Genomic DNA, 13,245 nt, shown 5'->3' on the forward strand with positions numbered 1-13,245 from the left:
GTTTTCCATAAAATTTATATACTTTCTTTTAGTGGACAAAAAAAAGACAAACTTTTTTCAAGGACTATCATACATTATTTCTTCAATAAATGAAAAATCTTAAAGCACTCTCATTCATTTAAAGCTTTTCAAATATGAGACTCGAAAGTTATATGCACTTGGCAGGTGCACTAAATTGCATAGGCAAAGGGTAAAGAAAAGCTTGGCCAGATCAAATCCTTAAACGCTGGCGAAACTTTCAAAGGATGCGCCCACTTTGATGACGCTCACAAGAAGATACTGCCGCATTGGGCACAGGATATGCTCAAAATTTGTGAACGTTCCTTCTAGTTACAGCTTCTTTTTGTTTACTATTACTAGGTATCCACTAATCTTTTATTTATATAGGAAAAACCTGGAAAAACCAGAATCATGGGCAGTTCGAAAGCTTACTCAAACGGGTCAAGAATGCTTCTTTATTTACAAAAAAAGCGCACAATTTGCGCGCTTTTTCAATTGATTCATCATTTAAGAACGCGGAGCAATCGTTAAGTAGCGTCTGGGTTCCTCGCCGTTTGAAAAGGTTCGTACCTTACTGCACTTAGCCAGAGCTGTATGCACAATTTTACGTTCAAAAGCGGGCATCGGTTCCAACCGATGCGGAAGTCCTGTCAACACTGTCTTTTCCGCAACACGCTTAGCAAGCGCAATCAGTGCTTTTCGGCGCGTTTCTCGATAATTTTCAGCATCAAGTATGAATTTCAATCGGTGTTCAGCATCTCTGTTCACAACACGATCAGTCAAAAATTGGAGTGCGTTCAATGTCTTTCCGTGCTTACCGATTAATTGAGCTGCATCCTTTCCAGAAAGTGTGCAACGGCAAACACGAGCGCTGCGTTCCTCAACCTGAACATGAACGGTCAGGCCGCTTTTCTTAATCACCGCAGTTAAATAGTCCATACCGTAATCAAACGGTGTCTTTGTCAAAGCAACCTTGACAAGTGCTTTTCGAGCGCCAATCCCAAAAAAGCCAGATCTCGGTTCCTCCAGAATTTGAACATCTGCTTGATCTAAAGTCGCGTTTAATTCATTGAGGGCGCTGGACACCGCTTCTGCAACCGTTTTTCCATACTTGGTTACTTCCCTCACTTCTGCTTGGCGCCTCCTGCAGACTTTTGGTTTCCTTTTTTGTCATCCTTTTTTTCATAAATAATAAAGGTCTGGAAAATCATGAAAATATTACCGACAACCCAGTAAAGCGCCAAAGCCGATGGGAAATAAAAAGCCGGAACAGCAATCATAATTGGAAATATATATAACATCATCGCCATCTGAGGATTATCATTGCCCATTCTGCCCATCATAATCTTCTGTTGCAGGAACGTTGTAACCGCAGCAATGACCGGCAAGATGTAGAACGGATCGGCAGAACCAAGCTGAAACCACAGGAACGACTGTGTCTTAATTTCCGATGTTCTCATGATCGCCTGATAAAATGCGAATAAAATCGGCATCTGAATCAGGATCGGCAAGCATCCTGCAAGTGGATTCACATGATTTTGCTGGAAAAGCTTCATCTGTTCTTCTTGCAGTTTTTTCTGTGTATTCTGGTCTTTAGAACTGTATTTTTTCTGTAATTCTTTAATTTTCGGCTGCAATTCTTGCATGGCACGTGAACTTTTTACTTGTTTGGCCATCAAGGGCATCAAAACCAAACGGACAATAAGCGTTGTAATAATGATGGCTAGACCATAACTGTTCCAAAACAGATGAGCTACAGAAATAATGAACTTGGACAATGGCAAAACAAAATAGTGGCTCCATATTCCTTCACTACCATCATTGATTGGTTTGTTAAGATCGGTGCATCCTGCAAGCAGCAATGCCATAAAAATCAGTGAACTGACAGCGAAAACCTTTTTTTTCAAAACACTACCTCCTCGATCGATCCGAACGATGTCGCAACATGCCCGTCTTTTTATGGGAGCACTTTTCGGGGACAGGATCAATCCCTCCCGGATGAAAAGGCTGACATTTTAAGAGACGTTTGATCGTCAGCCATCCCCCTTTTATGACGCCAAACCTTGTTAATGCCTCGACTGCGTATTGCGAGCAGGTCGGGTAAAAACGACAGGTTGGCGGTGTATAGGGAGAAATAAACCGTTGATACAAACGGATAATAAAAATTAATATGTGCTTCATATCTGCGGCACCTTGCAGGAATTTGAAAGGACACGCGCTTTCTTCAGCACATGTTCCAAGCTTTTTTGCATCTCGACATGAGACATGGTGCTGACAGGTTTTCGTGAGATAATAATATAATCATTCTCTGTTTCAAGCCTGTCCGCAAATTTGTAAAAAATTGCTTTTATCGAGCGTTTAATATGGTTTCTCATAACAGCATTGCCCATCTTTTTACTTACCGAAAGACCTAATCTTGAATAGGATTTGCCGTTATGTCTGAGCACGTAGACGACAAACTGCCGGTTTGCAAAAGATTTGCCTTCTTTAAATACTACTTGAAAATCTTGATTTTTCTTTAATCGTTTTAATGTTTTCATGTTGTCCCCTCCATGTGGGACGCCTCAACCTATGAGTTAATGGTGAAAATTACGAGATCGGTCATCAACATCTTCTTAATCTATTCATTAACCGTTCCCATCCTTTTATACCTTTCAGTATAAAGAAAAAGATTGGAATGACAAGGCTGTCTGAAAAATGCAGACATAAATTGATTGTTTGAATCACAGCAAAAACACAATCCTTTTTAATCCTTTCACCCGACCCATGATACTCCATTCTGCCGACGTTTAACCATCTATTCATTAAGGAGCTCTTCTGAAACAAGCGCAATACACCTGTCATCGATACAAGATTAGTCCATTTTTTCGCTTTCTTTGTGTAAAAAAACCACTGCTCTTCACACAGTGGCTTATGCAGACAGAACTTTTCTTCCCTTGCGGCGGCGAGTTGCTAAAACCTTGCGGCCGTTAGCTGTCGCCATACGCGCACGGAAGCCGTGAACTTTTTTCCTCTTGCGGTTATTCGGTTGAAAAGTGCGTTTCAATTGATACACCTCCTCGATCCATATTAGATTGCCGACAAATCAAATGTTTTTATCGCGAATTGACCACTCGCTTTTTATATCCATTCAGCCGACCTGTCAAATGTCACCATGACGAGAATGAGATCCAGTAGGTTGTGACTTTCCGCCGCCCACGTATCTTCGACTGGATTCGCCATGTCTCTTTTTCCTCATTCTTCAGCCTCAATCGTTCATCGGCTTATTTGTAAAACCAGTCTGATTAATTATAAATAGTTCATAGCGAAAAGTCAATAAATAACCAATCGTGATTCATCCATCACAATCTGTGGATTATTTTTTCGACAAATTATTTTTCCACACCCTTTATCGACATTTTTTTCACATATTCGCCCCCTGTGTATAACCTTATTGTGTACAAAGATATCCACTGTGGATAACATTTGTCGATCATTGCTTTAAAAGCGAATTTTTGATATGATCATAGTGTGTTTATTTAGGTAAAACAAGGAATTCAAATAAAGTTTTCCACCAACTGTGGATAATTTTGTGGACAGATGCCAACACCTGTGCTTCACAGTTATCCACAGCATATGCACCGTGTTGATAACTTTCAAATTTTCAAGTTGCTTCCATCTTTTTCCCACTTAAAGCACTTGTGGATAAATTGGGAACTAAATGAATGAGAATTTTTTTATACTATGATTGCCTGCATGAAGATCCCTGTATATTTTCTGCCCGAATAGTGAAAATAGCCGCAAAATGCTAACTGTGCTGCTCGGCATATTTTTTATTCCTTTTTTTCGGTTGCAAAGCAGTACCTTGCCGTAATATCTCGGCTTTGCTGCTCTTAAGCAGGTTGGATTTTCAATATGTTGATGCAATTTCTTAGGGAGGGCAGCTATACCTTGAACAACCTTCAAGAACTATGGATACAAACACTGGACATCATTAAAAAGAAGCTGAGCAAGCCCAGTTTTGAAACTTGGCTTAAGGAAACACGTGCGCAATCAATTAAAGGGCAAATCATGATTGTCAGTGTACCTAATGAATTTTCACGTGATTGGCTGGAAGAACATTACGCAAAACTCATTTCTGACATTCTCTATGAAATCACCGGCTCACGTTACAATGTCCAATTTGTCATCCCAAGTCGACACAACGACAATGACGCCGCGCCTGCCATACAGAATAAAGGAAAGAGTGATGAAATGAATTTCAGCCCAAATGGCCATGACTCACCTTTCGGAGGCATGAGTCAAAGGAATCAGCACCGTATGGAAGATTTGGGAAACAGTATGCTCAACTCAAAAAATACGTTCGAAACCTTTGTCATCGGCTCAGGTAACCGATTCGCCCATGCTGCTTCTTTAGCCGTGGCAGAAGCTCCGGCTAAAGCTTACAATCCTCTGTTTATCTATGGAGGCGTTGGTCTTGGAAAAACGCATTTGATGCACGCGATCGGTCATTATGTGATCGAGCATAACCCGTCGGCACGCGTTGTCTACCTTTCTTCCGAGAAATTCACGAATGAATTTATCAACTCGATTCGTGACAATAAAACGGTTGAATTTCGAAATAAATATCGAAGCGTTGATGTACTCCTGATTGACGATATTCAATTTCTTGCAGGAAAAGAACAGACTCAGGAAGAATTTTTTCATACGTTTAATGCGCTTCACGAAGAGTACAAGCAAATTGTCATTTCCAGTGACCGTCCGCCAAAAGAGATCCCGACACTCGAAGATCGACTTCGCTCGCGCTTTGAGTGGGGACTGATAACAGATATTACGCCGCCGGATTTGGAAACTCGCATTGCGATTCTGCGCAAAAAGGCGAAAGCAGAAGGTCTTGATATACCTAATGAAGTTATGATCTACATTGCGAATCAGATTGACACGAACATTCGTGAACTTGAAGGTGCACTAATTCGTGTGATCGCATTCTCCTCGTTAAACAATCAGGATATCAATGTCGATTTAGCAGCAGAAGCACTAAAAGACATTATTCCGTCTGCTCGGCCAAAAACAATAACCATTCAAGATATCCAGGTTGCTGTCGGCGAGGAATATCATTTGAAATTAGAAGACTTTTCTGCAAAAAAGCGGACAAAATCAATTGCTTTTCCACGGCAGATTGCGATGTATCTATCACGTGAGCTGACAGACTACTCACTGCCTAAAATTGGTGAGGAATTTGGTGGCCGGGATCATACAACCGTTATCCATGCCCATGAAAAAATTACGAAGCAGCTCTCGGTTGATCGAGATCTTCAGAAAAAAATAAACGCGCTTATTGATCAGTTAAAAGCTCCGATTAAAGCGTAAATAATTGAGCAAGCTAATGCATTTTTCATATAAAAAAGAAAGTATAAAAGATAAGGCTTAATCGCATCAGAATTTGGCAGATCAATTTTTCTTTACAGATAAAAAAAGTATTTACAACAAAGCAAAAAGTTGTGAACCAAACACGCGAGTAGAGCTACGGACTCCTGCGGGGATGCAGACTAAGGGAGACTCCGCAGGCGCAGGGATCGATTTGCTTGAGGGTGACTGCTGAACTTGCCCGCAGCCACCTAAGTTGATCCAAACAATAGGAGCATATCAAACCACATCCATGGCAAAAAAAGGATCTTTCGCAAAGTACATACGTCTCGCCTTGTGCAGAGATTTAAGAAGCAATCGCTTTTGCCCGATTTTTTTATTGACAGGGATGTGTATAATTATCCCGCACATCCCTGTTTTATCCACAGCTTATTAACATGTGGATAAAACAAATGATCGCAATCCATCAGACTTACTAACATATTCACAGGCCCTACTATTATGATTACTATTTTTTATTTCTTAATATAAGATTTGGAGGCAACAACAATGCAAGAAATGCAAGACACAAATCAAAATACAACCCTTGCTATGAAATGCACGGTACTGAAGGAAAAACTTGTCGATGCAGTCAATCGCGTTATGAAAGCAATATCATCAAAAACAACGATGCCAATACTTACCGGTGTAAAGATTACATCTGGATCAGACGGAATTACATTAACAGGCAGCAACTCAGACATATCAATCAAATCGTTCATTCCTCTTGAAGAAGACGGCAATGAAAATGCAACGATCAACACGCCGGGACAGATTGTCTTGCCCTCTCGGCTTTTTTCCGAACTTGTGCGTAAACTTCCCAATGACGACGTTCATATTGAAGTAGACAGTCGATTAATCACGAAAATTATTTCAGGAGCAACGGAATTCAGTTTAAATGGACTTGATCCGGAAGAATATCCGAATCTGCCGATTATTAACGAGAACGACGTATTCAAAATTCGAAAAGATCTGCTGAAAGATTTAGTTAGGCAAACCGTTTATGCCGTTGCGGTAACTGAAACTCGCCCTGTTTTAACCGGGGTGAAATGGATTATTCAGGATAGTCGATTGAGCTGTGTCGCAACCGACAGCCATCGGCTCGCGCAGCGCTCGGTAGCGATAGAAGATGCTGAAGAATCCGGCCCTCATACCCTTGTCATTCCGGGACCAAGCTTGAACGAGCTTTCGAAAATCCTTGATGATGACGATGAACAAATGGTGGACATTGTCATGACGAACAATCAAATCCTATTTAAAAGCCATAATGTACAGTTCTATTCACGTCTGTTGGATGGAAATTATCCGGATACAAGCAGGTTGATTCCAAGTGACAGCAAAACGACCATTGATCTTGGGACCAAGGCATTGTATCATGCGATTGAGCGCGCATCTCTTCTCGCAAAAGAAGAGCGGAACAACGTGGTTAAACTGCGTGCAGAAGGCAATCAAGTCGAAATTTCATCCCAATCTCTTGAACTCGGCCGCGTTTATGAAACACTTGTTACTGAAAAATTTGAAGGTGATCCGCTGCGTATTTCTTTCAGTGCTAAATTTATGATGGACGCACTGAGCAAGGTTGACGCTCAGAACGTTCGCATTCATTTTGCCGGACCAATGAGGCCGATTATTATCCGACCAATCGGTGATGAAAATATATTAATGCTCATTCTTCCGATCCGTACCTTCTGAAGTGAAAATGAATGTTGGATGGCTGCCAGGTTCATACCATGTCTCCATCCTATGTCTCATATAAAAAAATATGCCTACATGCGAGCATAAATAAAAAATAGGTCGGCAAAACAAAAATTTTATTGGTTACCTTAGTTTCTCTGAAACGGGATCTACTAATTTTTCAACTGCTCCTATTTGTGCACAAGAAAAGAGGCAAAACGTTGAAGAACATTAAATTAAAAGTTGGAGAATCGTTCATTACACTTGGACAATTGCTGAAATTCGAAGGACTGATTCAGACAGGCGGCGAAGCCAAGCACTTTTTAGCAGAAACTGAGATTTTTGTCAATGATGAACCTGAAAACAGGCGGGGAAAAAAATTGCGTGAAGGAGATCGAATTAAAATTGCTGATTCGGCCGAATTCATCATCAGCTTCATCATCAGCCGTGATTAGAGGGGAGACGCCCCACTGTGAAACTTGAATCGATTGAACTGGCGCATTATCGAAATTACGACAGCTTACAGCTGTCTTTTTCTAGCTCTGTGAATGTTTTTCTAGGTGAAAATGCACAGGGAAAAACGAATTTACTTGAAGCGATCTATGTCTTGGCGATCGCAAAATCACCTCGGACTTCTCATGATAAAGATTTAATCCAATGGGACCAGGATTATGGTAAAATAAAGGGTAGAATAAGCAAACATGGTCAATTGATTCCGCTTGAGCTGATTATTTCCGGTAAAGGGAAAAAAGCTAAGGCCAATCATCTTGAGCAACGCAGATTAAGCGATTATGTCGGTCTGTGCAATGTCGTGATGTTTGCTCCAGAAGACTTAAACTTGGTCAAAGGGAGTCCCGCTGTGCGCAGACGGTTTATGGACATGGAAATAGGACAAATTGCGCCCGTTTACATGCATCATTTAGCTGAGTACCAAAAAGTGCTTCAGCAGCGGAATGCACTGCTCCGCAAAGCATTTGCCAATTCCGAAGGAGACAGCAGTTTTCTCGATATTTTGACTGAACGGCTGATCTCACTTGCAGCGGAAATCATTAATCGCAGACTGGTTTTTGTCCGACAGCTTAATGAGTGGGCGGTACCGATCCAGCAAGAGATCAGTAATGGCAGGGAACATTTGTCTATTGTCTATCAATCTTCAGTCCCAGAGGTATTAGATAGCGGCGATTCGTCAAAAATAGAAGAAGCTTATCAGAACAGCTATCAGCGCTTAAAAAAGAGGGAAATAGACAGAGGAACGACCTTAATCGGACCGCATCGTGATGATTTGGGCTTTTTGGTGAATGAGAGGGATGTGCAGGCATTCGGATCTCAGGGACAGCAGAGGACGTCGGCTTTGTCTGTAAAGCTAGCGGAAATCGAATTGATCAAACATGAAGTAGGCGAATACCCGATTCTCCTGCTTGATGATGTATTAAGTGAACTGGACGATATTAGAAAAACGCACTTGCTCGGCGTATTTCAGGAAAAGGTTCAGACATTTGTCACGACTACATCTGTCGATGGATTGGATCGCAGTTTGCTTGATCGGGCGACGCTTTTTGAAATAAATCAAGGAAAAGTAGAATGTACAAACGAGTAATTGGATTTCCGCCCTCTTCGGCGGAAATGTATCTGTGAATAACACGTGCAGCAGAAGCGGTTGTGTCTGAGAGAACTCAACTCAGGGCGCTGCATGCCATGAGACTATGAATTTCTCAGATAACACCAAGTTAGGTGGGTTAAGATGAGCGAAAATCAAGAACAAAAACAATCTTATAATGCCAGTGAGATTCAAGTACTCGAGGGACTTGAAGCGGTTCGAAAACGTCCGGGCATGTACATAGGAACGACCAGTGAAAAGGGTCTTCATCATTTGGTTTGGGAAATCGTGGACAATTCAATTGATGAAGCACTTGCCGGTTATTGCAGCCACATTCAAGTGATAATTGAAAAAGAAGGCGGCATTACTGTTATGGACGACGGTCGCGGTATTCCGGTCGACATTCAAAAAAAAGTAGGCCGTCCTGCAGTTGAAGTTATCATGACGGTCCTTCACGCCGGAGGAAAATTTGGCGGCGGCGGATACAAGGTTTCCGGAGGCCTGCACGGCGTCGGGGCATCGGTAGTTAATGCCCTGTCAACGACCATGTGGGTCAAGGTTTATCGGAACGGACATGTCTATTATCAAGAATATCATCGCGGAAAACCGGCCGCTGATCTGAAAATCATCGGTGACTCTGACAAAACCGGAACAACAACTCATTTTGAGCCGGATCCGGAAATTTTTACAGACACAACGACTTTTGATTATGACACGCTTCGCGTTCGTGTACGCGAGCTTGCCTTTCTCAACAAGAACATACGAATCTCAATCGAAGACAGGCGCGCGGAGGACAAAAAAGAAACATTCCACTATGAAGGCGGTATTCGTTCTTATGTGGAATTTTTGAATCGTTCGAAGGAAGTGATTCACCAGCCCATTGATCTGGAGGGTGAAAAAGACAGCATTAAGGTTGAAATCGCGATGCAATACAACAGCGGTTTTGCAAGTCAACTCTATTCCTTTGCCAACAATATCCACACACATGAAGGCGGCACGCACGAATACGGCTTTAAGGTTGCCCTGACTCGCGTGATTAATGATTATGGACGCAAAAATCAATTTATAAAGGGCAGCGATTCCAATTTGACTGGGGACGATGTGCGCGAAGGTCTGACCGCGATTGTATCAGTCAAGCATCCGGATCCGCAATTCGAGGGACAGACCAAAACCAAACTGGGCAATTCTGAAGTACGAACGATTACGGATACACTTTTTTCAGAAGCATTTTCGCGGTTTTTACTTGAAAATCCTGATGTCGCGCGGCTCATTGTCGAAAAAGGTATTGTAGCTTCACGAGCACGATCGGCGGCAAAAAAAGCGCGTGAGTTGACACGGCGAAAGAGCAGCCTGGAAGTATCTTCGCTCCCCGGCAAGCTTGCGGATTGCTCATCGAAAGACGCAAGTATTTCGGAATTATACATTGTCGAAGGCGATTCAGCAGGAGGTTCGGCGAAACAAGGCAGGGACCGCCTGTTTCAAGCGATTCTCCCGCTGCGCGGCAAAATTCTTAATGTTGAGAAGGCGCGTCTTGACAAAATCTTATCCAATGCAGAAATCCGAGCCATGATCACGGCGCTCGGCACAGGCATTGGCGAAGAATTCAATTTGGAAAAGGCAAGATATCATAAAATTATTATTATGACCGATGCGGACGTTGACGGTGCGCATATTCGTACCCTTCTGCTTACGTTTTTTTACCGCTTTATGCGGCCGTTGCTTGAGAATGGCTATGTTTATATTGCACAGCCTCCCCTCTTCCGTGTCCAATACGGAAAGACACTTATGTATGCATACGACGATCTGGAATTAAAACGGATTCAGAGCGAGCTGCCGCCAACGGTAAAACCGGCACTGCAACGCTACAAAGGTCTCGGTGAAATGAATCCGGAACAATTATGGGAAACCACTATGGACCCGGAAAATCGTCTTGTCCTGCAGGTAAATCTTGAGGATGCAATTGAGGCGGATCAAACCTTTGAAATGCTGATGGGTGATCGGGTCGAACCGCGCCGTGATTTTATCCAGCAAAATGCCCGTTATGCAGAAAACCTGGACGTTTGATCAGCAGTATCTGCGGATGTAATCTTTTGAGTAAAGCAAGGAGGAAACAAAATGGCAGAGCAAGATGAACGGCGGGTCAAGCCGGTCAATATAGGCAAACAGATGCGTGATTCGTTCTTGAGTTACGCGATGAGCGTTATTGTCAGTCGAGCATTGCCTGATGTGCGCGACGGACTGAAACCGGTGCACAGGCGCATTCTTTTCGCCATGAATGAACTCGGCATTACGTCGGATAAAGGCTATAAAAAATCGGCGCGAATTGTCGGTGAAGTTATCGGCAAGTATCATCCGCACGGTGATTCGGCTGTTTATGACACGATGGTGCGCATGGCTCAGGATTTCAGCTATCGTTATGAATTAGTGGACGGTCATGGAAACTTCGGGTCCGTCGATGGTGACCCAGCGGCCGCAATGCGTTATACGGAAGCACGTATGTCGAAAATATCCATGGAAATGGTACGCGATATTCGTAAAGATACGATTGATTTTGTTCCGAACTACGATGAGAATGAAGAAGAACCGGTCGTACTTCCTTCGCGTTTTCCTAACCTGCTGGTCAATGGCGCTTCAGGAATTGCCGTGGGTATGGCAACAAATATTCCCCCCCACCAATTGGGCGAGGTCATTGACGCTGTTCTGGCAATCAGCAAGAATCCAGAAATTCCGGTTCAGGAATTAATGCAATTGATACCGGGACCTGACTTTCCAACCGGTGGATTGATCTTGGGACGCGAAGGCATCCGCCGCGCGTATCGCACCGGTCGTGGATCGATTATTGTTCGCGCAAAAGTTGAAATTGAAGAAAACGCAAATGGAAAACAGAGCATCATTGTGACCGAACTTCCCTATCAGGTAAATAAGGCGAGATTGATCGAGCGCATTGCAGAAATGGTACGCGATAAGAAAATCGAAGGCATTACCGATCTGCGCGATGAATCAGACCGTCAAGGCATGCGCATAGTGATTGAGGTTCGCCGTGATACGAACGCGAATGTGCTTCTGAACAATTTGTATAAGCATACCGGGCTGCAAACAAGCTTCGGTATTAACATGCTGGCACTTGTAGACGGCAGGCCGCGTGTCCTGACATTGAAGGAATGCTTGAACTACTACCTCGAACATCAGGAGACGGTTATTCGCCGCAGAACAGCATTCGAACTGAAAAAGGCTGAGGCACGAGCGCATATTCTTGAAGGATTGCGTATCGCTTTGGATCATTTGGACGAAGTCATTGCCTTAATCCGCAGCTCGAAGACGGCAGACATTGCACGTCAAGGATTAATGGAGAATTTCTCACTCAGTGAAGTGCAGGCTCAAGCAATTTTGGATATGCGGTTGCAGCGTCTGACAGGACTGGAACGTGAGAAAATTGAGCAGGAATATGCTGAACTTGTCAAGAAAATTGCTGAGCTTAAGGAAATTCTTGCTGACCAACAGAAAGTACTGCATATCATCCGTAAAGAACTACGTGAAATCAAAGAAAAATTTAATGATGCGCGCCGAACGGAAATCACCGTCGGCGATGACTTGATTGAGGACGAAGACTTGATCGAGCGTGAAGACATTGTCATCACCGTTTCGCATAACGGATATGTGAAGCGTATGCCGGTAAATACGTATAAGAGCCAAAATAGAGGCGGACGCGGGATTCAAGCGATGGGGACGAACGAAAATGACTTTGTCGAGCATTTATTCCAGACCAACACGCATCATCATATCCTGTTCTTCACGAACAAGGGGCGTGTCTATCAGCTTAAGGGTTATCAAATTCCGGAACTGGGCAGAACGGCAAAGGGCATTCCGATCATTAATTTAATTCAAATTGAAAAAGACGAAAAGATTACCGCCTTTTTCCCGGTCGAAGGATTCGATGATGAACATTATCTTGTTTTTCTGACAAAGAACGGCATCACAAAGCGCTCGCCTCTTTCTGATTTCTCGAATATTCGAAAGACCGGCTTATTCGCGATTACCGTGCGGGATGAAGATGAACTGATCGCTGTTCGTCTAACAGACGGAAGTCACGACCTTATTGTCGGCACGAAAAAAGGGATGGCAATCCGTTATCATGAAACGGATGTGCGCGCGATGGGACGCACAGCGGCAGGCGTCAAAGCAATCACCTTAGACGCAGGCGATGAAGTCGTCGGAATGGGTATTGCAGACGACGGTATGGACGTGTTAATTGTTACGGAAAACGGATTCGGAAAACGTACGGCAAGTGATGAATACCGACTGCAGACACGTGGCGGCAAAGGGCTTAAGACTTGCAATATTACAGAAAAAAATGGTGAGTTGGTTGCCCTCCGTACGGTTGAAGAAACGGAAGACCTTATGATCATTACGGCAAACGGTGTCATCATTCGTATGCCCGTATCCGGAATTTCCAAACTTGGGAGAAATACGATGGGCGTTACCTTGATCCGAGTTGATGAAGGAGACAGCATCGCAACAATCGCCCGCATTCAAAATAATGATGATGAACCGGAAAAAACTGGGGACAGTGAAGCGTAACGACACGAAGA

General features: G+C 43.3%; 11 protein-coding genes. 6 read left to right on the top strand and 5 right to left on the bottom strand.

All coding sequences use genetic code 11. The features are described 5' to 3' along the window. Positions 1 to 507 precede the first annotated feature (507 nt). From jag to rpmH, 5 genes are all read right to left on the bottom strand, one after another. A complete protein-coding gene (gene jag / locus NIE88_RS09960; RefSeq protein WP_253061726.1) occupies positions 508 to 1,128 on the bottom strand; it encodes an RNA-binding cell elongation regulator Jag/EloR in 621 nt (206 codons plus the stop codon). Next, the gene (spoIIIJ, locus tag NIE88_RS09965) at positions 1,125 to 1,907 is read right to left on the bottom strand and encodes a YidC family membrane integrase SpoIIIJ (RefSeq protein WP_253061728.1); all 783 of its coding nucleotides are present in this window, start codon (positions 1,905 to 1,907) and stop codon (positions 1,125 to 1,127) included. Before spoIIIJ ends, jag begins: the two co-directional genes overlap by 4 nt. Positions 1,908 to 1,911: 4 nt before the next feature. Then, positions 1,912 to 2,181: a membrane protein insertion efficiency factor YidD gene (gene yidD, locus NIE88_RS09970; RefSeq protein WP_253061730.1), complete on the bottom strand. Its 270-nt coding sequence runs from the start codon at positions 2,179 to 2,181 to the stop codon at positions 1,912 to 1,914. Next, a complete protein-coding gene (rnpA, locus tag NIE88_RS09975; RefSeq protein ID WP_253061732.1) occupies positions 2,178 to 2,540 on the bottom strand; it encodes a ribonuclease P protein component in 363 nt (120 codons plus the stop codon). Before rnpA ends, yidD begins: the two co-directional genes overlap by 4 nt. Positions 2,541 to 2,911: 371 nt before the next feature. Further along, the gene (rpmH, locus tag NIE88_RS09980) at positions 2,912 to 3,046 is read right to left on the bottom strand and encodes a 50S ribosomal protein L34 (protein ID WP_253061734.1); all 135 of its coding nucleotides are present in this window, start codon (positions 3,044 to 3,046) and stop codon (positions 2,912 to 2,914) included. A gap of 884 nt (positions 3,047 to 3,930) precedes the next feature. Here rpmH and dnaA point away from each other — a divergent pair. The 6 genes from dnaA (at position 3,931) to gyrA (ending at position 13,234) form a co-directional block, all read left to right on the top strand. Then, positions 3,931 to 5,349 carry a chromosomal replication initiator protein DnaA gene (dnaA, locus tag NIE88_RS09985; RefSeq protein WP_253061736.1) on the top strand — a complete coding sequence of 473 codons (1,419 nt, stop codon included), beginning with the start codon at positions 3,931 to 3,933 and terminating at the stop codon, positions 5,347 to 5,349. A gap of 588 nt (positions 5,350 to 5,937) precedes the next feature. Further along, complete coding sequence (dnaN, locus tag NIE88_RS09990; RefSeq protein WP_253061894.1) at positions 5,938 to 7,077, top strand: DNA polymerase III subunit beta; 1,140 nt, start codon at positions 5,938 to 5,940, stop codon at positions 7,075 to 7,077. A 203-nt stretch (positions 7,078 to 7,280) separates the two neighbouring features. After that, a complete protein-coding gene (yaaA, locus tag NIE88_RS09995) occupies positions 7,281 to 7,514 on the top strand; it encodes a S4 domain-containing protein YaaA (RefSeq protein ID WP_290446408.1) in 234 nt (77 codons plus the stop codon). A gap of 17 nt (positions 7,515 to 7,531) precedes the next feature. After that, complete coding sequence (recF, locus tag NIE88_RS10000) at positions 7,532 to 8,656, top strand: DNA replication/repair protein RecF (protein WP_253061738.1); 1,125 nt, start codon at positions 7,532 to 7,534, stop codon at positions 8,654 to 8,656. Positions 8,657 to 8,800: 144 nt separating this feature from the next. Next, on the top strand, positions 8,801 to 10,720 hold the full coding sequence (gyrB, locus tag NIE88_RS10005; protein ID WP_253061740.1) for a DNA topoisomerase (ATP-hydrolyzing) subunit B: 1,920 nt from the start codon (positions 8,801 to 8,803) through the stop codon (positions 10,718 to 10,720). A 51-nt stretch (positions 10,721 to 10,771) separates the two neighbouring features. After that, entirely contained in the window at positions 10,772 to 13,234 is a 2,463-nt protein-coding gene (gene gyrA, locus NIE88_RS10010; protein WP_253061742.1) for a DNA gyrase subunit A, read from the top strand. Positions 13,235 to 13,245 lie beyond the last annotated feature (11 nt).

Source organism: Sporolactobacillus shoreicorticis (assembly GCF_024125445.1).
GTDB lineage: Bacteria > Bacillota > Bacilli > Bacillales > Sporolactobacillaceae > Sporolactobacillus > Sporolactobacillus shoreicorticis.

Bases quoted from the DNA above. Each gene is read 5' to 3' on its own strand.
- gyrA (WP_253061742.1), top strand. From the start codon at position 10,772: ATGGCAGAGCAAGATGAACGGCGGGTCAAGCCGGTCAATATAGGCAAA.
- rnpA (WP_253061732.1), bottom strand. From the start codon at position 2,540: ATGAAAACATTAAAACGATTAAAGAAAAATCAAGATTTTCAAGTAGTA.
- yidD (WP_253061730.1), bottom strand. From the start codon at position 2,181: ATGAAGCACATATTAATTTTTATTATCCGTTTGTATCAACGGTTTATT.
- dnaN (WP_253061894.1), top strand. From the start codon at position 5,938: ATGAAATGCACGGTACTGAAGGAAAAACTTGTCGATGCAGTCAATCGC.
- gyrB (WP_253061740.1), top strand. From the start codon at position 8,801: ATGAGCGAAAATCAAGAACAAAAACAATCTTATAATGCCAGTGAGATT.